We start from the raw sequence: 21350 nt of genomic DNA, 5'->3' as shown, positions 1-21350 counted from the left end.
CAAACCCCATCACCCCCTCAAACCCCACCCACCCCCCATGCTCGACGCGTGTCCGATCCCCCTCAAGGAAGAGATCACCCCATGTCCGAGCAACAACTGCCCAGTTGGGCAGATCCGTCCGTCTCCCCCGCCGCCCTCGATCCGCAGGGCCTCTCCAGACGTCAGCTCATGCGCCGCGCCGGCCTGTTCGGCGCCGCCTTCGCGGCGGGTTCTCTCGCCACTCCCGCGGCCGCGGGGTCCCCCCGGCTCGGCGGCTACGACCCGCAGCTCGCCTACCTCGTCGGCGACCACCACCTCCACACCGTCTACAGCCACGACGCCAAGTACACGTTCACCCAGATCGCCCAGGCCGCCGCCGAATACGGCGTCGACTGGATGGTGTTCAACGAGCACTCCAACTTCGGGCACGCGAAGTACGGGGCGCAGATGGAGCACGAGGAGATCCTCAAGACACGCGCCGCGAATCCGCGCCAACTGATCTTCCAGGGCTTGGAGTGGTACATCCCGGGCGCCGAGCACTGCACGGTCTTCGCCGCACCGGGCCCGCACGAGGTCGACATCCTCACGAAGTTCGAACTCGCCTACGACGGCAAGCTGCTGGGTTACGCTGCGGGCGGCCCCACCCACCCCGACACGCCCCGCAACGAGGCGCACGCCGTCGCGGCCATCAAGTGGCTCGCCGAGCAGCGCCGCAGCGGCTACGTCGACGACGTGCTCGTCCTCGCCAACCACCCGCTGCGCCTGGGCATCGACTCCCCGCACGAGATGCGCAACTGGCGGGACGCCGCACCCGAGATCATGATCGGAGTGGAGGGCGCGCCCGGCGCCCAGGGCGGCGGCATCCCCGGCTGGCGCGGTCCGACCTCGATCCGCGGCGAGTACGAGAACAAGCCCTCGGAGCACTCCTGGCCCGGCTATCCCGCCGACGCGTACGTCACGTACGGCGGCTTCGACTGGATGACGGCCACCGTCGGCGGCCTGTGGGACGCCATGCTCGCCGAGGGCAAGCTGTTCACGATCAGCACCAACTCCGATGTGCACCGGGTGGTGTTCGACACCTGGAAGAACGGTGACTGGCTGCCCGGCCAGACCTTCGACAGCACCGGTCGGCTGCCCGACCCGGTGAACACGACCGAGCCGCAGCCGGGCGGCGACTTCTGGCCCGGCCAGTTCAGCCGTACGCACGTGGGCGTGACCCGCTACGGCTACCGCGCGGTGATGGCGGGCCTGCGCGCGGGCCGGGTCTGGCTCGACCACGGGCACCTGCTGGACGGCCTGGACGTACGGCTGAAGCGAGCCATCGACGGCGGTCCGGGCGTCACGCTGGGCGGCCGGCTGCGGGTGCGCCCCGGTGAGAAGCTCACCCTGAGCGTGACCGTGACCACGACCTCACGTCCCAACGCGCACGGCATCCTGCCCGAGCTCGCCCATGTCGACGTGATCCGCGGCGCGGTGCGCGGTCCGGCGGCCGACCGCGACGAGTGGCGCGCGCCGGACACGAAGGTCGTGCAGACAAAGGACGTATCGGGCCGCAAGGGTACGTACACCCTGCGCATTCCCCTGACGGCGGGCGACGAGTCCTTCTACGTCCGCCTGAGGGGCAGCGATGGCAATCGCAACGGAACGGGCTATCTGGGGGCGGCAGTTGACCCGCACGGCCCGATCCCGCACGAGCCGGGCAACGGCGATCCGTGGATCGACACGTGGTTCTACTCGAACCCGGTGTTCGTGGACGTGGTGGGCGCCTGAGTGCCCCGCTTAGTACACAGGAGCTGGGCGCCCCTTCAGGGGCGCGGGGAACTGCGCGACCAGCCACAAACGGCCCGCAGTTCCCCACCCGGCTCAAGCCCTACGGCGCTCAGGCGTAGAAGCGGGAGAGGCTCTGCAGTACAGCCGCCGGCTTGGCCCCACCCTCGATCTCAATCGTCCCGTCAACCGTGACCTGCACCCCACCCGGCACATCCTCGACATCGGCGAGCTTCCCCACCAGCCGAATCCGCGACCCGACCTTCACCGGCGAGGGAAACCGCACCTTGTTCAGCCCGTAGTTGACCTTCGTCGAGACCCCCTCGACATCCAGCAACTCGGTGAACAGCGGAATGAAGAGGGAAAGGGTGAGGTAGCCGTGGGCGATGGGCGCGCCGAACGGACCCTCGGCCGCCTTTTCGGGATCGACGTGGATCCACTGGTGATCCCCGGTGGCATCGGCGAACGTGTTGATGCGCTCCTGGGTGACCTCGATCCACTCACTCGTGCCGAGGTCACTCCCGGCGAGCTTCTTGAGTTCGTCGATGCCGTTCACGGTGATGCTCATATTGCGTTCCTTACAACTGAGTATGAGTTGGTTGACGGAGCGTCAGCGGCTGCCGTACCGCTTACGCACCCGGGCCTTCAGCAGCTTGCCGGAGGCAGTCCGCGGGAGTTCCTCCGCGAGCACCACCGACTTGGGGATCTTGTACTTGGCCAGGCGTCCGGCCAGGGAGGCGAGGACCTCGTCCGGGTCGAGCTCCACGTCCTCGCGGGGCACGACCACCGCCCGCGGCACTTCGCCCCACTTGTCGTCGGGCACGCCGATGACCGCGCACTCGACGATGTCCGGATGTCCCAGGAGCAGGTCCTCGATCTCGGCGGGGTAGATGTTCTCGCCACCGGAGATGATCATGTCCTTGATGCGGTCGACGATATGGACGTAGCCGTCCTCGTCGACCCGCGCGGCGTCCCCGCTGCGGAACCACCCGTCGCTGAAGGTGGCGGCGGTCTCGTCCGGCAGCCCCCAGTAGCCGGGCATGACATGCGGCCCGCGTACGACGACCTCACCGGTCTCGCCGACCTCTACCGGTGCCATATCGGGCCGTACGACACGGACGTCGCTGAAGAAGTGCGGCACCCCCGCCGATCCCGCCTTGCTGACCGCGTGCTCGGCATCCAGGAAGAGCGTGCCGGGCGAGGCCTCGGTCATGCCATAGCCCTGGAGGAAGGTGAGCCCGCGCTCCTGGTACTTGGTGATCATCGGAGTCGGGACCGGGGAGCCGCCGCAGGTCAGGATCCGCAGCGACGACAGGTCCGCGTCGGCCCAGCGCTCGTGCCGCGCCACCTGGTCGAACATCGTCGGGACGCCGAACATGAAGGTGATGCGGTGCCGTTCGATCAGGTCGAAGGTGGCGTCCGGGTCGAAGGACTCGACCAGGACGCAGGTGCCGCCCTTGAGCAGGACCGGCAGGGTGAGCATGTTCAGGCCGGCCGTGTGGAACAACGGGGCGGATACCAGGGCGCGTTCATCGGCGATCAGGTCGTGGTCGATGAGGACGTTGATCGCGTTCCACGTCAGGTTGCCGTGGGTGAGCATCGCGCCCTTGGGGCGGCCGGTCGTCCCCGAGGTGTACATGATGATGCAGGTGTCGTCGGCCCCGACGGGCTGGTCGATCGGCTCGGCGGACGCCTCAGCGATCAACGCCTCGTAGTCGGGGCCGACTTCGACGTACGACCGCACATCGGTACTGCCCGGCATTCCGGCCACGACCCCGGCCAGCGAGGGCGCGTACACGAGTGCCTTGGCGCCCGAGTCGGAGAGCTGGTAGCCGATCTCGGGCCCCGCGAGACGGATGTTGAGGGGCACGAAGACCGCTCCGAGTGTGCCCGCCGCGAACAGCGTCTCCAGATACGAGGGATGGTTCGGGCCGAGGTAGGCGACCCGGTCGCCGCGTCGGATGCCGGCCGCGCGCAGGGCGTGCGCGAGGCGGGTGGTCCGCTCGTACAGCTCGGCGTACGTCAGCTCGGTGTCGTGGTGGATCAGGGCGGTGCGTCGGGGCGTCTTGCGGGCCCGGCGTGCGGGCCACGACCCCAGTCCCTCATTGCGCATCGATTGCCCCCTTACGCCTTCGTCAGTCCGAGCAGTCGGGCGGCGTTCTCCTTGAGGATCTTCGGCCTGACCTCATCCTTGATGGGCAGCTTCTCGAAGTCCGCGAACCAGCGGTCCGGGGTGAGGACCGGGTAGTCGGAGCCGAACAGCACCTTGTCCTTGAGCAGCGTGTTCGCGTACTGCACGAGCTGCGGCGGGAAGTACTTCGGCGACCAGCCGGACAGATCGATGTGCACGCCCGGCTTGTGGGTGGCCACGGCGAGGGCCTCGTCCTGCCAGGGGAAGGACGGGTGCGCCAGGATGATCTTCAGGTGCGGGAAGTCGGCGGCGACGTCGTCCACGTGCAGGGGGTTCGAGTACTTCAGTCGGATGCCCCCGCCGCCCGGGACTCCGGCCCCGATGCCGGTCTGCCCGGTGTGGAAGAGCGCGATGGTGCCGGTCTCCTCGATCACCTCGTACAGGGCGTACGCAACAGACCGGTCGTTGGGGAAGAACCCCTGGACGCTGGGGTGGAACTTGAAGCCCTTCACCCCGTACTCCTCGACCAGGCGGCGGGCCTGCTTCACGCCCGCCTTGCCACGGAAGGGGTCGATGGAGGCGAAGGGGATCAGGACGTCCGGGTTGGCTGCCGCCGCTTCGGCGACCTCCTCGTTCGGAACGGGCTCGGTGCCGGTCGCGGACTCGGCGTCGACCGTGAAGATCACGGCGGCCATCTTCCGCTCGCGGTAGTACGCGGCCGTCTCCTCCAGGGTGGGCTTCCGCTTGCCCTCGACCTTGAAGTAGGCGGAGGACGCGTCGTGCAGATCGTCATCCAGCGAGGACTTGCCCTTGGAGGAGACCTCGGCGTGGGTGTGGACGTCGATCGCGACGAGTTCCTCGACGTTGAGGTTCGTCATGGTTCACGCCTCCGGGAACTTCGGCGCGGGGACGCCCACTGTCTCGGGCTCGGCGCCCAGCGAGGTGGACCAGGCCTCGGCGAGGGTGTCGGGAGCCCAGCCACCGTCAGCGTACGCCGCCTTGATCTCCTGAGGGTGGGACCAGAGGGTCACCTTGTCGCCGCCGATACCGATGGCCTGGCCGGTCACCTCGCGGGCGGCCTCGGAGGCGAGGAACGGGATCAGCGCGGCGCAGTCCTCGGGGGTGCCGAAGCCCTCGCCCTTGCGCAGGAAGTCCGGCAGCGGCTCGCCCTGCTTCATGGCCTCGATATAGGGGGCGAAGGCGGGGATGGTCTCGGTCATCGCGGTGGCGGCCACCGGAACGATCGCGTTGACGGTGATGCCCGCACGGCCCAGCTCCATCGACCACGTACGGGCCATGGCGGCGATGCCGGCCTTCGCGGCGGAGTAGTTCGTCTGGCCGAAGTTGCCGCGCTGTCCGGCCGGGGAGCCGACCAGGATCAGGGTGCCGCCCTCGCCCTGCTCGCGCATACGGATGGCGGCGGCGCGGGCACAGGTGAAGGTGCCCTTGAGGTGCGTGGTGATCACCGCGTCGAAGTCCTCGTCGGTCATCTTCCACAGGACCCTGTCCCGGAGGATGCCCGCGTTCGTGACCAGGATGTCGAGGCGCCCGAACTCCTCCACGGCGCGGGCGACGAGCCGGTCCGCGGCCTCGGAAGTACCGACCGGGACCACCTCGGCGACCGCCGTGCCACCGGCTGCGGTGATCGCCTTGACGGCCTGCTCGGCGACTGACTCGTCCACGTCGTTGACGACCACGGAGGCGCCTGCGGCGGCGAGGGCGTGCGCGTAGGCGAGGCCGAGGCCACGGCCGGAGCCGGTGACGACGGCGACCTTGCCGGAGAGATCGATGCTGGACACGAGGAGGGTCCCTTCGAGAAAGCGGATGCGGCTGCGGCTGCGGCTGCGAGAAGTCAGAACTGCGGCTACGAGATCGAAGCTAAAGACAATAATTGTCGACGTCAATAGTTGTTGCCAGTCGAACCGTGCGCCATGCTGTGAGCACGACGCCCACCCGCCCCCGCCCGGGGCCTCGACCAGGGAGCCCGCCATCGCCGGCCAGCCGCACGCAATGAACCCCGACGCCATCGACGCTCAGGAGCCATGGATGCGCGGGCTGCACTCGGACACCGGCTACCTCCTGTACCGGATCGGTCTGCGCTCGGGGCAGCTGTTCAACGCGTTCCTCCAGGAGTCGGGCCTACGACTGCGCCACTACGCCCTGCTGCGCTACCTGGCCACCAGCGAGGGCGCGCTCCAGCGGGAGCTGAGCGCCCAGCTGGGATACGACCCGAGCGCGATCGTCGGCCTGGTCGACGACCTGGAAAAGCTCGGCTTCGCCGAGCGCCGCCCCTCACCCGACGACCGCCGCAGCCGCATAGTCGCCCTCACCGAGAACGGCCGCACGTTCCTGCGCGACTCCCACGAAGCGGGCCGACACGCGACGAACGCTCTGCTCCAGCCCCTCGACCCCGCCGAACGGGACACGCTGCACACGCTCCTGCAACGGATCGCCGAGACCGAACTCGGCTGAGCCCAGGACCACTTGAGCTGGGACTACCCGATGACCGCACGTTCGGCGCCCGACCGCCTCCTCGCCGTACTGGCCGCCTTCGACCACGACCACCCGGCGCTCTCCCTCACGGACATCAGCCGCCGGGCCGGCCTCTCCCTCACCACCGCCCACCGCCTGGTGGGCGCCCTCAGCGAGTGGGGCGCTCTGGAACGCGACACGTCCGGTACCTACCACGTGGGCCTGCGCCTGTGGGAGGTAGCGGCACTGGCACCCCGCGGCCTGGCCCTGCGGCAGATCGCGCTCCCGTATCTGGAGGACCTGTACGAGGCCACGCACGAAAACGTGCAGATGGCAGTGCGGGACGGCGACGAGGTCGTCTACATCGAGTGGATCTCCGGACACTCCGCAGTCGGCGTGCACATCCGAGTCGGCGCCCGCTGGCCACTGCACGCGACCGGCGTCGGCCTCGCACTCCTCGCGTACAGCGACGCGGCATCCCAGGAGACGTACTGCGCACGCCCGCTGGTCGCCTTCACCCCACACACCATCACGGACCCGTCCACCCTCCGCCGCGTACTGGCCGAAGTACGCCGGTCAGGCGTGGCAGTGAGCAGCCGTCAGGTCACCGAGGACGCCCTGTCGGTGGCCGCTCCGGTCCGGAACGCGAACGGCTCCGTCATCGCGGCCGCCTCCGTCGTGGTACCCGAACGCGACGCCCAGGTACCGGCGTTGATCCCCGCGGTACGACTCGCGGCCCGCGGGATCTCACGGGCACTGGGCTGGCAGCCGGAGCCGGGCAAGCAACCGGCCCGAGCCGCCAGGTGACCAGCTGCGACGGGCTGACGCACCGGCCCACGGCCCTCGCACCCACCACCCACCCGCCCTGCGGCGCTCAGGCCGCAGAGCTACTGGTGTGGGCACTGGCCGCGTACCTCACGGGCGCCCCCGCATGCCGCGCGGTGCCGACGCAACTCAGCCACCCGCCCCCGGAGGTGGGCGTAACCGTCCACCGCGCCGTGAGCCGCCCACCCGCGGCAACGAAGTCCGCGCTCACCGAACCGAGCGCCTGCACGCTCCAGCCCCCCGGAACCCGGAGCTCGAGCGCGACCGCTGTCCACGGCTTGGCGGACCCGTTCGCGAGGGTGGCCGTCACGGTGAACGCCTCGCCCCGCGCAGCGACATCGAGCGAAACCCCGAACGGCTTGCGTTCGTACTGGTCCACCCACGACGAACGCATCAACCGCACCAACGCATCCGCCTCGGCAGGCCGCTTGTCGGCGATGTCATCCCGCTCACCGGGATCCCTGGCGAGGTCGTACAGCTCAACCTCCCACTGGTCATCGGGCACGTTACGGTCCTGCCCCGGTGCAAACCGCACCGCCTTCACATCACCACGCCGCAGCGCCTCGGCAAGCCGCCGCCCCCGCCACCGGTCGATGGCGTCGGAGCCCGGAGTCCGGCCACTGTGGTTGCGGTAGAAGTACAGGTGGTCATGGCGGGCGGCGTCCGTGCCGCCACGCAGGAGCGGGGCGATGGACAGCCCGTCGACGTCCGCCGGAGCGGGCGCGCCCGCGAGCTCGGCGAGCGTCGGCAGCAGATCGGTCAGCGGAGTCGGCCGGTCCGTGACGCCGGACGGAACACGCTTCGGGGACCAGGCGATGAGCGGGACGCGGATACCGCCCTCGTACAGATTGCGCTTGATGCCTCGCAGCCCGCCGCTCGCGCCGAAGAGCCCAGGATCGGTACGGCCCTCCTCGTGCGGCCCGTTGTCACTCGTGACGATCACCACAGTCCGGTCCGCTATGCCAAGCGACTCCAGCCGCTCGGTGACCTTGCCGACAAGGGCATCGAAGTTGCTGACCTGTGCGGCGTGCAGCTTGTCGGGCCGCGGCCAGGGGCTGTCGCCGTACGCCCCCATGTCAGGCGCGTGGCTCGGCGCGTGCGGCAGGGTGGGCGCGAGGCAGAGGAGAAAGGCCTCCTCCTTGTGCGCGTCCATGAAGTCGAGGGCGCGGGCCTCGAGGAGATCGGGGGCGTAGAGGCGTCTGGCGCCGTCCTCGTTCTCCGGGATTTCCTCCCGCTCGGCGTTCCGCCACAGGTACGAGGGGTAGTAGTCGTGCGCGTGCCGGTGCGTGAGGTAGCCGTAGAACTCGTCGAAACCACGGGCGTTGGGATGGCTCGGCTGGTTCGGCTCCTCGGGGCCGAAGCCCCACTTGCCGACCAGCGCGGTGCGGTAGCCGCGGGCGCGCAGGGCCTCGGCGAAAGTGAAGTCGCGGTCGGTGAGGGCGGCCTGACCACCGGGCCCCCACGGATTCTCGCGCACGGTCGCATGGCCGCTGTGCAGTCCGGTGAACAGGGAGCAGCGCGAAGGGGCGCAGACCGGGGCCGCCGCATAGGCGTCCGTGAAGCGCAGGCCCTCGGCCGCAAGGGCGTCCAGATGCGGCGTGCGGATCAGCTTCTGTCCGTACGCTCCGAGCTCGCCGTATCCGAGGTCGTCCGCGAGGATCACCACGAAGTTGAGCCCGTTCGCCGGGGATTGGGCGGCGGGCACTACGGGGGCCTGCGGGAGCGCGTCGGTGTCCGGGGTCGTGGCCGACTCGCAGGCCGTGGCCGCCCCTGTGACGCCGAGCGCGACTGCGGTCCCGGCGAGGAAGCGACGGCGGCTGGGCATACGTGTTCTCCTGTGCGTGGTCAGTGAGCGTGGTGTGCGGCGTTCCGTGACCGATGAGGAAGATGAGGAAAGGGGTACTCGGGCCACAACGCGGCACACGGTAGGAAGTCAGAAACGGACCGAAGGTTCCCACCATTTGACGCTCGGCTGGATTTTTTTGGTGCACGGCCTGATCGCGCCGTCCGATTCGCGTCTCGTGGCTGGTTCCTTCTGCTCCACGCCCCCCGGCGCGCCCACTGATCCACGCGGACGATATCCCGCTCACCGGTGAGGACGTGCGCCGGGGCCCAGTCCGATGCCGGGCCGGGCCTTGCCCCCAGGAGCCGCCGCAGGCCCTCTGAATCCTGGATCACACCCGTCGTCGCCCGCTCACCCTTGCGACCGGGGCCTTCGCCACCCGGCCGCCCCCTGCCCTCTTCGTTCGGACTGTGAACCCCACTCCCCCGTAAGTACTTTCTCTGCTTTACCTCTTGACGACTGAGGTGACACGGAGCACATTGTCCGGCGCGGCTTCATTGAGAGCGCTCTCAATGGACCCCCCACCCGCACCCCCCACCCACCGTGAACGAGGCATCCATGAGTGGAACCCATAGCAGGCGCAAACCCCTGAAGCATGTGCTCATCGCCGTACTGAGCACGCTGAGCCTGGCCGCGGGCGCCGCGGCGATCACCCTTCCCGCGAACGCCTCTCCGCCCCCGCCCCCGTCGGGCTGGACGGAAGTGTTCACCGACGACTTCAACGGCGCCGCGGGCTCCGGCGTCAACCGCGAGAACTGGCAGTACGCCACGGGCACCGGCTACCCCGGCGGCCCCGCCAACTGGGGCACCGGCGAGATCGAGACGATGACCGACAGCACGGACAACGTCGCACTCGACGGCAACGGCAACCTCCGGATCACGCCACGCCGCGACGCCTCCGGCAACTGGACCTCCGGCCGCATCGAGACCAACCGCACCGACTTCGAGCCGCCCTCCGGCGGCAAGCTGCGCGTCGAGGGCCGGCTCCAGGTGCCGAACGTCACCGGCGCCGCGGCCAGGGGTTACTGGCCCGCGTTCTGGATGCTGGGCGAGCCGTACCGCGGCAACTACCAGAACTGGCCGGCCGTCGGTGAGCTGGACATCATGGAGAACACCCAGGGCCAGAACACGGTGTTCGCCACGATGCACTGCGGCACCGCACCGGGCGGCCCCTGCAACGAGAACTCCGGCATCGGCAGCTCCACCCCGTGTCCCGGCACGGCCTGCACGGCCGGCTTCCACACGTACGCCATGGAGTGGGACAGGTCGACCGACACGGAGGAGATCCGCTTCTACGTCGACGGCGACAACTTCCATACGGTGCGCGAGAACCAGGTCGACGCGACGACCTGGACCAACGCCACGGACCACGGCTTCTTCGTCATCCTGAACGTCGCCATGGGCGGCGCCTTCCCGAACGCCCACGGCGGCGGCCCGGACGCCGCCACCGAGCCCGGCCATCCGATGGTGGTCGACTACGTCCAGGTACTCCAGTCGGCCGGATAACACCGGCGGCGACATCTCCGGACCACAAACGAGGGGCGGGCCGAACGGCCCGCCCCTCTTCGCGACCGCCCCCCGGTACGGGAATCCCCAGCCGCCGCGCGTGGTTGATCCCACGCGGTGCCCACCTCACTGAACCACAATGGAGATCCGGGACACCAGAACGGACGGAGCTGGCGCAGGCCATGAAGATCGACCTGACCGACACCACGGCAAGCAAGATCAACAAGGCCCTTGTGGAGGGCCGCCGCGCCATCGGCACCCCAGCCGTGGGCATGGTCCTGACGATGGTCATCGTGACGGACGAGGAGAACGCGTACGACTCGATCAAGGCGGCCGAGGAGGCCTCGCACGAGCACCCCTCGCGCACCCTGGTCGTCATCAGGCGCGTCTCCCGATCGCCCCGCGACCGCACGAAGTCCCGCCTCGACGCCGAGGTTCGGGTCGGCGCGGACGCGGGCACCGGTGAGACGGTCGTGCTCCGGCTGTACGGAGAGGCCGGTGACCACGCCGACTCGGTGGTCCTCCCGCTGCTGCTGGCGGACGCGCCCGTCGTCGTGTGGTGGCCGGTGGGCGCCCCGGAGGTGCCCGCGAAGGACCCGCTGGGGGCACTGGCCCAGCGCCGGATCACGGACATGTATGCCGTCGAGGCCCCGCTCGTCGCCTTGGAGCAGCGCGGGGCCTCGTACGCGCCCGGCGACACCGACCTCGCCTGGACCCGGCTGACGCCGTGGCGCTCGATGCTGGCCGCGGCCTTGGACCAGGCCCGTGCGGAAGTGATCTCGGCCGCCGTCGAGAGCGAGGCCGAGAACCCGAGTGCCGAGTTGCTGGCCCGCTGGCTGGAGGCCCGGCTGCGGGTGCGGGTCGAGCGGGTGGTCACCCCCGGCCCGGTCGTCACGGGCGTACAGCTCGACACCATGAACGGCGAGGTCCGCATCGACCGCCCCGAGGGCCCACTGGCCACCCTCTCCCTGCCCGGGCAGCCCTCGCGCACCCTCGCGCTGAAGGTCCGCCCCACCTCCGAGTTGATCGCCGAGGAACTGCGCCGCCTCGACGCGGACGAGATGTACGCGGTCGCCCTGCGCGGTGCCGACAAGGCGGGGAGCGGCCGTGTCTGACGCATCGTCCATGATCACCGGCTACCGCACGCTCAGGAAGAAGTGAGAGGGAATGGCAGTGATGCAGCTTGGCCTCATCGGTCTCGGCAAGATGGGCGGGAACATGCGCGAGCGCATCCGCCGGGCCGGGCACACCGTCATCGGCTACGACCGCAATCCCGATCTCTCCGACGTCGGCAGCCTGACCGAACTGGTCGGCCGGCTCGAAGGCCCGCGCGTGGTCTGGGTGATGGTTCCGGCAGGCGGCCCGACCCAGTCGGTCGTCGACGAGCTCGGTGATCTGCTGGAGGCGGGCGACACGGTCGTCGACGGCGGCAACTCCCGCTGGACGGACGACGAGAAGCACGCCGAGGAGCTCGGGGCGAAGGGCATCGGCTTCGTCGACGCGGGTGTCTCCGGCGGTGTGTGGGGCCTGCAGAACGGCTACGCCCTCATGGTCGGCGGCGACAAGGAGCACGTGGACCGGCTCCAGCCGATCTTCGAGGCACTCAAGCCGGAAGGCCCGTACGGCTATGTCCACGCGGGAAAGGTGGGCGCCGGGCACTTCTCGAAGATGGTCCACAACGGCATCGAGTACGCCATGATGCAGGCCTACGCCGAGGGCTGGGAGCTGCTGCAGGCGGCCCACTCCGTCACGGACGTACGCGAGGTCTTCCGCTCCTGGCAGCAGGGCACCGTCATCCGGTCCTGGCTGCTCGACCTGGCGGTCGACGCGCTCGACGAGGACGAGTACCTGGAGAAGCTGCGCGGCTATGCGGAGGACTCGGGTGAGGGCCGCTGGACCGTCGAGGCGGCCATCGACAACGCGGTGCCGCTGCCGGCGATCACCGCGTCGCTCTTCGCTCGCTTCGCCTCGCGGCAGGACGACTCGCCGCAGATGAAGATGATCGCGGCGCTGCGCAACCAGTTCGGCGGCCACTCCGTGGAGTCGGCGGACTCGGCGAAGAAGGCGTAGCAGCCGTGGGCGATCTGCTGCTGGTCCGTCATGGCGAGACGGAGTGGAGCCGGAGCGGACAGCACACCGGCCGGACCGATCTGCCCCTGACCCGACGGGGCGAGGAACAGGCGAAGTTGCTGGCTCCGCTCCTGACGGGCCGGTCCTTCGCGCTCGTCCTGACCAGCCCGCTCGGCCGCGCGGTGCGCACCGCCGAACTCGCGGGCCTGTCCGGGCCCGCGGTGGACCCGGACCTGCACGAGTGGGACTACGGCGGCTACGAGGGCGTCACCACTGCCGAGATCCACCGCACCCGCCCCGACTGGGACCTGTGGACCGACGGAGTGCCGCCCGGCGCGGACGGGCAGCCGGGGGAATCGCCCGTGCAGGTGGGCGAGCGCGCCGACCGAGTCCTGTCCCGGGTCGCCCCGGTGCTCCCCGAGGGTGACGTGCTCCTTGTGGCTCACGGCCACTTCCTGCGTGTGCTGACGGCACGCCGACTGGGGTTGCCGCCGTCGGACGGACGGTTGTTCCGGCTGGAGACGGGGACGCTGAGCCGGTTGTCGACGGAGCACGGGTGGCCTGTTGTCGCGGAGTGGAACACCAGGGCGTAGCCGGAGAGTTGACACCTGCCTCGGCCCGCGTCAGAGTCCCCGCTGATGGAGATCAACGATCTGACGCCGGCCGAGGAGCGCGTGTGGCGGGCGTTCTCCCGCGGGGAGTCCGTGGACTTCCGCACCGAAACGGACGAGGACGCCGCGTCCGGGGCCGGCTGGGGAGCGGAACGGACCGTACGGGCGGCCGTGTTGCGGACGCTTCTTCTCAACGGTCCTCAGGAGGACGGCGAGATAGCCACGCTGAGCCTCGCGGGCGCTCGTGTTTCCGGGATACTCGACCTCCAGTACGCCACGGTCGACCACCCGGCCCGGCTGCGGCACTGTTACTTCGACGAGGTTCCGCGCTTCTACGCCTGCCGGCTCCGCGAGCTGAACCTCAGTGAGTCGGTTCTGCCCGGGCTCACCTCCCACGCCGTGCAGGTCGAGGGCGTGCTGCGGATGACCCGCTCCCGGTTCCGGGGACCCGTGCGGCTCGGCGGGGCGCAGATCGCGGGGAGCCTGTACATGGAGAGCGCCGAGTTCAGCGCGCCGGACGCCGCGGAGCCGGTGCTGCAGCTCAACCAGGCGACCGTCGGCGACGACGTCCATGCCCCCGGGCTGAAGGCGCACGGGGAGATACGGCTCAACGGCGCCACCGTCAACGGCTCGGTCAATCTCACCGACGCCCGCCTCTGCCGCCCCGGCCAGGTGGCACTGGACGCCGTGACGCTCGGCGTGGAGGGCGACCTCCTGCTGCGGCAGGTGGAAGTCGAGGGCTGGATCGGGCTGCGGGGCGCCCGTGTCACCGGCCGCCTCGACCTGTCGTACGCGCGTCTGTCGAACCCCGGCGACATGGCGCTGCGGGCGAGCAGCTGCACCGTGGGTGAACTGTGGCTGCGCAGGGGCCAACCGCTGGGCGGCGGCCTCAACCTGCGCCGGGCCCAGGTGGAGGTCCTGTTCGTGGAACCGGAGAAGCTGCCGGACACGGTCCGTCTCGACGGTCTCGGCTATACGACCCTCACACCACATGAGCCCGCCGAGCGCCGCCTGCCCATGCTGGAACGCGACGACGACCGCTATGTCCCGCACGCCTACGAGCAGTTGACCGCCGCCTACCGCGGTATCGGCGACGACGACGCGGCCCGCGTCGTTCAGCTGGCCAAGCAGCGCCGCCACCGGCGCACGTTGCCCTGGTACGGCCGCCTGTGGGGTCAGGTCCAGGACGCGACCGTCGGCTACGGGTTCCGCCCGCTGCGCGCCGCAATCTGGCTGCTGTCGCTGCTGGCGGTCGGCTCGGTCTCCTACGCCCTGCACCATCCGCCGGCGCTGAAGCCGGAGGAGGCGCCGGACTTCAACGCGGTCTTCTACACCCTCGACCTGCTGCTCCCGGTGATCTCGTTCGGCCAGGAGGGCGTGTTCGCCCCGAAGGGCGTGTACCAGTACCTGTCGTACGTACTCGTCCTCACCGGCTGGATCCTGGCCACGACGGTCGTCGCGGGCGTGACGCGGACGGTCAGCCGCCAGTGACTCCGCCCACTGCGTGCTGCGCCGCCAGCCGTACGGGCGCGTTCTGGGCGCCGTACCCCCGATAACCGGTATCGCGCTGGACGAGCTCGAAGAAGACGCGGCCGACGGTGCGGGTGTAGCAGTGCTGGAAGGCGCCGTGCTCGTCCCGGTCGTAGAGGATGCCCAGCTCGCGGTACGTCGCCAGCTCTTCCTCGGTGAGGTCGAACCGGGCCGCGAGGTCGTCGTAGTAGTTCCCGGGGATCGGCAGCAGGTGGCCGCCGGCCTCGCGGAAGCGGCGGGCCGCGGCGACCACGTCGTCCGTGGCCAGCGCGATGTGCTGGGCGTGGACCGTGTCGTCCGTCGGGGCCGCGCCCACGGTGAGGGCGATACGGACGCTGCCGTCGGCGTTGGTGACGGCGCGGCTGCGCAGCAGACCGTACGGGTCGGCGACGTCCACGCTCTGCTGCGCCTGCAGCCCGAGGACACTGCGGTGGAAGAGAGCCGCCTCGTCGAAGTGGTGCCAGGGCTGGGTGAGGGCAAGGTGGTCGATGCGGTGCACGTTCGAGGCTTCCCGGGTGTGGTCGAGGTCCTCGAAGTCAGTGAGCCAGTTGGGGAGTTCGGGCCGGTCCGTGGCACAGAAGAACAGCTCCGTACCGTCTGGGGCGGCGACCGCGTCGAGGGGGACGTCCTCCGGTGCACGGCGGCGCGGCAGCACCGGTGCCAGGAGGGCCTCGGCGCGCCGGGCCGCGCCCACCGGGTCGGGGGACTCCAGGCCAAGTGCGGCGAGCCCTGTGCCGTCGATGGGGGTCCCCCCGCTCATGGGGGTCCCCCCGCTCGAGCGAAGCCGAGAGTGGGAGAGCCCGGCCGGTCCGGTGTTGACCAGGATGCGGGCCGCGCCCTGCTGCCACAGGTCGACAGGTTTGCCGCGGTGCCGTGCGGTGCGGGCGAAACCGAGCGCGCCGAGCAGCGCCGCGAGGGGCTGTGCATCCGGCGTGACCAGTTCGGCGAAGGCGACGCCGGTGGGGACGACGGGCGCGGGCAGAGACGCCACTGAGACGGTCTCCTGCAGGACCAGGAGGGAGCGGCGGGCGTCCACCGCGGTCGGACCGGCCTCGGCCTGCCGGAACACGTCGTTGAAGACCTCCAGGGAGAGCGGACCGTCGTAACCGGTGCGCAGCACATGCCGCAGCAGCCCGGCGACGTCGAAGCCGCCCTGACCGGGAAAGCAGCGGTGGTGGCGACTCCACTGCAGGACGTCCATCGCAAGCAACGGGGCGTCGGCGAGCTGGAGGAAGAAGATCTTCTCGCCTGGGAGGTCCTGGATGCCCTTGGGATCGGACCCGCGGGCGAGGATGTGAAAGCTGTCCAGACAGGTACCGAGCGCCGGGTGATCGGCCCGCTCGACGATGCGCCATGCATGGTCGTACGTACTCACATGCCGCCCCCACGCCAGCGCCTCGTACGCGACACGCATGCCGAACTCCTGGGCCAGTTCGGCAAGTTGACGCAACTGCCGGGCGGCGAGCACATCGTCGTCCACAGCGAGCGGCGACACACTGGAGCACACCAGCACCGTGTCGGCCCCAAGCCGCCGCATCAGCTGGAACTTACGCTCGGCCCGCCGCAGGTTGCGTGCGAACTCCTCCGACGGCACGGCCTCGATATCGCGCATCGGCTGGTAGAGGTCGATGCTCAAGCCGAGGTCGGCGCAGCGGTCGCGTATCTCTTCGGGAGTGAGGGGACTGGCGAGCAGGTCGTTCTCGAAGATCTCAACCCCGTCGAACCCGGCCCGGGACGCGGCCGTGAGCTTCTCGGTGAGGGATCCGCTGAGGGAGACGGTGGCGATGGAGGTACGCATGGTGGTGCTCCTTCGAGGGGCTCAGCAGTCCTGGCCGTGCTCTTACCGCGGCGGTTCAGGGGCGCCCCGTCAGGGGCGCGGGGCTGTGTCGATTTGCGGCTCCGCCGCGTGGGCGCGACCAGCCACGACGGACGCGCAGCCGACATACGGCACTATCCGCACGGCGCTTAGTCACGGACACTCACGGCACCGGCCAACTCGGCGATGTCCGCCAGCATCCGCGCAACCTCCGGCTCCCGCCCGGTGATGAGCCGGAACGCGTCGGCAGCCTGAAAGACGGCCATCCCGCCACCGTCCAAAGCGGCGCAGCCAACCGCACGAGCGGTGCGCAACAACTCGGTCTCCAGCGGCCGGTAGACGACCTCGGCCACCCACAGTCCGGGGCGCAGCAGCCCGGCCGGTAGCGGCAGTCCGGGGTGGGCTGCCATACCCGTGGGCGTGGCGTGCACGATTCCGTCAGCTCCGGCGAGCAGCGCGGCCAGCTGGTCCGGGGCCGCGGCGGCGGCGCGGCCCGCCCCGAAGCGCCGGTTCAGCCCGGCGGCCAGCGCAACCGCCCGCTCGGGCAGCGCGTCCACGACGGTGACGCGCTCGGCGCCAAGCGTGAGCGTGGCGTGCGCGACCGCCGCACCCGCACCCCCCGCACCGAGCTGAACCACCCGCTCCAGCGGAGCTTCGGGCAGGCCGCGCGCGAACGAGGCCGCGAACCCGGTGACGTCCGTGTTGTGGCCGATCGCGCGGCCGTCCTCGAAGACGACGGTGTTGACCGCGCCGAGCGCCTCGGCCTGCGGGTCCAGCGCGTCCAGATGCTCGATGACGAGCCGCTTGCAGGGATGCGTGATGTTCAACCCGTCGAAGCCCAGATCGCGGGCGGCGCGCACCAGGTCGCCCACGGCATCCGGAGTGACGCCGAGGGCGTCGATGTCGATCAGCCGGTAGAGGTAGCGCAGGCCCTGCCGGTCCGCCTCCCGCTCGTGCAGCGCCGGGCTGAGCGACGGGCCGATGCCGGAGCCGATCAGACCGACGAGATACGAGTCCTGGGCCACGGCGACCTCCCGGTTAATGTACGAACTGGTTCGTTAGTCATATCAAGGCAAGGGGCCGATGGGAAGGGGACGCCAGCAGGGAGCTGCCCACACGGAACTGCCGCACGCAACTGCCCGCGCGGAACTGGCTGCCCCACTCATCGACCGGGCGCCTGCTTCTACAATCGCGGGCACTGGACCTTCCCGAAACCACGGGCCTGAACGTCTCCCGAAGGAATCCGATGACCACTGTCGAAGAGCCGGCGCGACCCGGGGGCCGCATCCGCGACGCCGCCCGCACCAGGGCCGAAATCCTCGACGTGGCGACCCACGAGTTCGCCCGTGCCGGGTTCACCGGAGCCCGGGTGGACGAGATCGCCGCCCGGACCCGCACCACGAAGCGGATGATCTACTACTACTTCGGCGGCAAGGAGCAGCTGTTCACGGCCGTGCTGGAGCGGGCCTACAGCGTGATCCGGGAGACCGAACAGCAGCTGGACGTCGAGCACCTCGACCCGGTCGCAGCCATCCGGCGGCTCGCCGAGCTCACCTTCGACCACCACGAGGCACACCCCGACTTCATCCGTCTGGTCAGCATCGAGAACATCCACGAGGCGGAGCACATCGCCGCCTCCGCGGAGCTGGGCAAGATCGGCTCGCCCGCCCTCGACGTGATCAGCCGCATCCTGGCCTCGGGGCGCGAGTCCGGCCTGTTCACAGCCGATGTCGACGCGGTGGACCTGCACGCGATGATCAGCTCGTTCTGCTTCTTCCGGGTCGCCAACCGGCACACCTTCGGCGCGCTCTTCGGCCGCGACCTGGTCGCCGCCGACCAGCGGGAGCACTACCGGACGATGCTCGGCGACATGGTCATCGCCTATCTGACCGCGGACCGCGCGACGGACTGAGAGCACAGGCGAAGCGGGAAGGATCCTCCGGCGCGACCCCTTGACACCCGGGAAACGTGGGCGCAACATCCCTAGCCAACCGCTACTAACTATCCAGTGGGTTAATTAGCCGGGGGCAGCTCCCGGCGTCGCCGACCCGTCACCCCAGGGCCCCGGCACCACTCCCTCCGCTCTCCCCTCCGCTCACTCCCCTACGTTGGAGTTCCCTCGAAGGAGCACGCCGTGTCCGTCCCCGCCGCACCGCTCCAGGCACCACCGGGCCAGCCCAAGAAAGCCGCCACGGCCGCCTGGATCGGCAGTGCACTGGAGTACTACGACTTCTTCATCTACGGCAGCGCCGCCGCGCTGATCTTCCCGGAGGTCTTCTTCGACGAGTCGGACCCGGCCACCGCGACCCTGCTGTCGCTGGCCACGTTCGGTGTCGCGTACGCGGCCCGCCCGATCGGCGCGCTGTTCCTCGGTCACTTCGGCGACAAGCTGGGCCGTAAGAAGATCATGGTCTTCACTCTGATGCTGATGGGCCTGTCGACGTTCCTCATCGGCTGTCTGCCCACGCGGGAGCAGGTCGGCACGCTGGCCCCGGTCCTGCTCGTCCTGTGCCGCATCCTGCAGGGCATCTCGGCCGCGGGCGAGCAGGCCAGCGCCAACTCCATGTCGCTGGAACACGCGCCGCCGAGGCGCCGCGGATTCTTCACCAGCTTCACGCTCAGCGGCACCCAGGGCGGACAGCTACTCGCCACCCTGGTGTTCATCCCGGTCGCCGCACTCCCCGAGGACCAGCTGCTGGCCTGGGGCTGGCGCATCCCGTTCTGGCTGAGCTTCGCGGTCGCCGTCGTCGGCTACGTCATCCGCCGCACGCTCCACGAGACCCCGACCTTCACCCAGCAGGCCGCCACCGAAGGCGTACCGAAGATGCCTCTGGCCGTGCTGCTGCGTGAGCACTGGGCGGATGTGCTTCGGGTGGTCGCGGCCGCGCTCGTCGCCTCGGTGAGCACGATCTTCACCGTGTGGGCGCTGTCGTACGCGACCAGCGACTCAGTCGGCATGGACCGCACATCCATGTTGTGGGTGGGCGCGCTGGCCAACCTTGTCGCCCTCGCCGCGATCCCGCTGTGGGCCACCCTCTCCGACCGCATCGGCCGCCGTCCGGTCTTCCTGCTCGGCGCCGCCGGCAGCGCCGTGACGATGTTCGCCTACCTGTGGGCCATCTCCACGGGCTCGTACCCGCTGGTCCTGGCCCTCGGCATCGTCGCCTTCGGTGTCGTCTACAGCGCGGCGAACGGCGTCTGGCCGGCTTTCTACGGCGAGATGTTCTCCACCCGCGTCCGTCTCTCGGGCATGGCGATCGGCACCCAGATCGGCTTCGCGATCGCCGGGTTCGCCGTCACCTTCGCCGCGCAGATCGCGGGCCCGGACGGCGACAACTGGTCGGCCGTGGCCCTCTTCACCGCCGCGCTGTGCGTCCCGCCGGTGATCGCCGCACTCACCGCACGCGAGACGCACAAGGTCCCGACGGAGCGGCTGGGCGAGCGGGCCGAACAGGGGACGACCGGCCGCGAAAAGGTGACCGCCTGAGCCACGGACGAGGCCCAGGACCAGGTCAGCGACGCGAAGTTCCCTATTGAATCGGCGTGTTGAAGCCGAACAAGAAAGGTGCGCTCGCGGTGAGTTGGCGTGTGTTCTGGGTTCCGCCGGACACGGTACGAGGCGGAGTTCGGGGCAGTGTCGTCGAGGGATGGGACAACCTGCCATCTCGCGTACGACCTCACTGGGATGCGCCCGGCCGCCGAGCAGCTGGTTGCAGTAGGCGCCGCGCTTGACGGACCACAGTCCCCGCCACACCGGGTACGGCACCATGGCGGCCTCTCACCGGCCCCGAGGAAACGCAGGTCATCGGTCCCCGCCGTTCGGTGCGGGCCCGGAACCGCCAGTCGTCCCATGAGACGAGCGGAGAGCAGACGCTCCGTGGACCGCCACCAGGACTCGTCGGCACTCAAGGCTTGACCGGCGCCTGTCCCGTGGGACTCAGAACGCCGTGTAGCCTCCGTCCACGGGAAGCACAGCGCCGGTGACGTATGACGACTCCGGGCAGGCAAGGAAGAGAACCGCGTCGGCGACCTCTTCGGGTGTGGCGAGTCTGCGCAGCGGTATGGAGTCCTCTCTCATCCGCCGGTAGGCAGCGGGGTCGGGACGTCGCTGGAACGAAGCCTCGATGACCGGCGTCGCGGTGAGACCGGGCGCGACCACGTTGACGCGGATGTTGCGGGGCGCCCATTCCATGGCAGCCCCGCGCGCGAGCGCGATGAGGCCGCCCTTGGCGGCGGAGTACATGGTCTGGTTCGGCATGCCGACCATGCCGAGGCGCGAGCTGACGCACACCACCGACCCTCCCGACTCGGGAGCCAGCGGCATCAGGTGCTTCATGACCAGGAACGCGCTCAGGAGGTTGCCGTGGAGCACCTCACGTGCGTCGTCGTAGGTCATGTCCACGAGCGGGCCGGACGCCTGGAGTCCATGGCAGAGGACGACCACTCCCACGTCCCCGAAATGGTCCGCCGCTCGGGCGGCGAGCGCGGAGACGAAGGTCTCGTCGTTGAGGTTCCCCGCGAGGTAGAAATCGTCCGGGTGGCTCTCTGGCGGCTCGGGTCGCCGTCCGGTGAGCAGGAGGTTGGCGCCCTCGCGGCGGAAGTGGGAGGCGACCGCCTGACCGATCCCGCTCGATGCTCCGGTGATCACGGCGTTGACGTCCTGCAGTCTCATATGCGTTCCTCGTCGGTCGCGGGCAGTGCTTCCCCCGCGAAAGGGGACACCCGTCCGTATCGTTGTGCGGGCGCATCGATTGCGCGCGGCGGGGCCGGGGCTCCGGGCCGGTGCCGGTGCCGGTGGCC

Annotated in this window: 17 protein-coding genes and 1 pseudogene; 10 read left to right on the top strand and 8 right to left on the bottom strand. The window is 69.9% G+C overall.

Annotated features, from left to right (window positions below; genetic code table 11):
* The first annotated feature begins 81 nt into the window (after positions 1 to 81).
* Positions 82 to 1749: a PHP domain-containing protein gene (locus ACFYO0_RS36560; protein ID WP_388684947.1), complete on the top strand. Its 1668-nt coding sequence runs from the start codon at positions 82 to 84 to the stop codon at positions 1747 to 1749.
* Positions 1750 to 1858: 109 nt separating this feature from the next.
* Here the strand turns inward: ACFYO0_RS36560 and ACFYO0_RS36555 are convergent, their stop codons facing one another.
* From ACFYO0_RS36555 to ACFYO0_RS36540, 4 genes are read right to left on the bottom strand one after another with little or no spacing between them, the layout of a single operon-like run.
* Positions 1859 to 2314 carry a MaoC family dehydratase gene (locus tag ACFYO0_RS36555; RefSeq protein WP_388684945.1) on the bottom strand — a complete coding sequence of 152 codons (456 nt, stop codon included), beginning with the start codon at positions 2312 to 2314 and terminating at the stop codon, positions 1859 to 1861.
* Between the two features lie 42 nt (positions 2315 to 2356).
* Complete coding sequence (gene menE, locus ACFYO0_RS36550; protein ID WP_388684944.1) at positions 2357 to 3859, bottom strand: o-succinylbenzoate--CoA ligase; 1503 nt, start codon at positions 3857 to 3859, stop codon at positions 2357 to 2359.
* A gap of 11 nt (positions 3860 to 3870) precedes the next feature.
* A complete protein-coding gene (locus ACFYO0_RS36545; protein ID WP_388684941.1) occupies positions 3871 to 4755 on the bottom strand; it encodes an amidohydrolase family protein in 885 nt (294 codons plus the stop codon).
* 3 nt (positions 4756 to 4758) lie between these two features.
* Positions 4759 to 5676 carry an SDR family NAD(P)-dependent oxidoreductase gene (locus ACFYO0_RS36540; RefSeq protein ID WP_386341686.1) on the bottom strand — a complete coding sequence of 306 codons (918 nt, stop codon included), beginning with the start codon at positions 5674 to 5676 and terminating at the stop codon, positions 4759 to 4761.
* Positions 5677 to 5923: 247 nt separating this feature from the next.
* Between ACFYO0_RS36540 and ACFYO0_RS36535 the strand changes: the two genes are divergently transcribed.
* Positions 5924 to 6349, top strand: a complete 426-nt coding sequence (locus ACFYO0_RS36535; protein WP_388684939.1) for a MarR family winged helix-turn-helix transcriptional regulator — start codon at positions 5924 to 5926, stop codon at positions 6347 to 6349.
* A 30-nt stretch (positions 6350 to 6379) separates the two neighbouring features.
* Positions 6380 to 7156 carry an IclR family transcriptional regulator gene (locus tag ACFYO0_RS36530; RefSeq protein ID WP_388684936.1) on the top strand — a complete coding sequence of 259 codons (777 nt, stop codon included), beginning with the start codon at positions 6380 to 6382 and terminating at the stop codon, positions 7154 to 7156.
* A 67-nt stretch (positions 7157 to 7223) separates the two neighbouring features.
* Here ACFYO0_RS36530 and ACFYO0_RS36525 read toward each other — a convergent pair whose 3' ends face one another.
* Positions 7224 to 8999, bottom strand: a complete 1776-nt coding sequence (locus tag ACFYO0_RS36525; RefSeq protein ID WP_388684933.1) for a sulfatase-like hydrolase/transferase — start codon at positions 8997 to 8999, stop codon at positions 7224 to 7226.
* Positions 9000 to 9575: 576 nt separating this feature from the next.
* On the opposite strand from ACFYO0_RS36525, the pseudogene ACFYO0_RS36520 reads away from it, so the two are divergent.
* The 5 genes and pseudogenes from ACFYO0_RS36520 to ACFYO0_RS36500 form a co-directional block, all read left to right on the top strand.
* Positions 9576 to 10520 (top strand): annotated as a pseudogene (locus ACFYO0_RS36520) (glycoside hydrolase family 16 protein); the annotation flags it as partial.
* A gap of 185 nt (positions 10521 to 10705) precedes the next feature.
* Positions 10706 to 11638: a glucose-6-phosphate dehydrogenase assembly protein OpcA gene (gene opcA / locus ACFYO0_RS36515; protein WP_388684931.1), complete on the top strand. Its 933-nt coding sequence runs from the start codon at positions 10706 to 10708 to the stop codon at positions 11636 to 11638.
* Between the two features lie 61 nt (positions 11639 to 11699).
* A complete protein-coding gene (gene gnd / locus ACFYO0_RS36510; RefSeq protein WP_388685254.1) occupies positions 11700 to 12593 on the top strand; it encodes a phosphogluconate dehydrogenase (NAD(+)-dependent, decarboxylating) in 894 nt (297 codons plus the stop codon).
* 5 nt (positions 12594 to 12598) lie between these two features.
* Positions 12599 to 13186: a histidine phosphatase family protein gene (locus ACFYO0_RS36505; protein WP_388684928.1), complete on the top strand. Its 588-nt coding sequence runs from the start codon at positions 12599 to 12601 to the stop codon at positions 13184 to 13186.
* A 45-nt stretch (positions 13187 to 13231) separates the two neighbouring features.
* A complete protein-coding gene (locus ACFYO0_RS36500) occupies positions 13232 to 14695 on the top strand; it encodes a membrane-associated oxidoreductase (protein WP_388684925.1) in 1464 nt (487 codons plus the stop codon).
* Here ACFYO0_RS36500 and ACFYO0_RS36495 read toward each other — a convergent pair.
* Complete coding sequence (locus tag ACFYO0_RS36495) at positions 14682 to 16532, bottom strand: bifunctional sugar phosphate isomerase/epimerase/4-hydroxyphenylpyruvate dioxygenase family protein (protein ID WP_388684922.1); 1851 nt, start codon at positions 16530 to 16532, stop codon at positions 14682 to 14684. The two genes, ACFYO0_RS36500 and ACFYO0_RS36495, sit on opposite strands and share 14 nt — an antisense overlap.
* A 167-nt stretch (positions 16533 to 16699) precedes the next feature.
* Complete coding sequence (locus ACFYO0_RS36490; protein ID WP_388684920.1) at positions 16700 to 17575, bottom strand: shikimate dehydrogenase; 876 nt, start codon at positions 17573 to 17575, stop codon at positions 16700 to 16702.
* Positions 17576 to 17796: 221 nt separating this feature from the next.
* On the opposite strand from ACFYO0_RS36490, the gene ACFYO0_RS36485 reads away from it, so the two are divergent.
* Positions 17797 to 18462, top strand: a complete 666-nt coding sequence (locus tag ACFYO0_RS36485; protein ID WP_388684919.1) for a TetR family transcriptional regulator — start codon at positions 17797 to 17799, stop codon at positions 18460 to 18462.
* A gap of 222 nt (positions 18463 to 18684) precedes the next feature.
* Positions 18685 to 20037 (top strand): MFS transporter, encoded by a 1353-nt coding sequence (locus tag ACFYO0_RS36480; RefSeq protein WP_388684918.1) that lies wholly within the window; start codon positions 18685 to 18687, stop codon positions 20035 to 20037.
* 450 nt (positions 20038 to 20487) lie between these two features.
* On the opposite strand, the gene ACFYO0_RS36475 is transcribed toward ACFYO0_RS36480, so the two are convergent.
* Positions 20488 to 21222 carry an SDR family NAD(P)-dependent oxidoreductase gene (locus ACFYO0_RS36475; protein WP_388684916.1) on the bottom strand — a complete coding sequence of 245 codons (735 nt, stop codon included), beginning with the start codon at positions 21220 to 21222 and terminating at the stop codon, positions 20488 to 20490.
* Positions 21223 to 21350 lie beyond the last annotated feature (128 nt).

Source organism: Streptomyces sp. NPDC006365 (assembly GCF_042870755.1).
GTDB lineage: Bacteria > Actinomycetota > Actinomycetes > Streptomycetales > Streptomycetaceae > Streptomyces > Streptomyces xiangluensis.
This window is presented reverse-complemented; position numbering and strand designations above follow the sequence as displayed.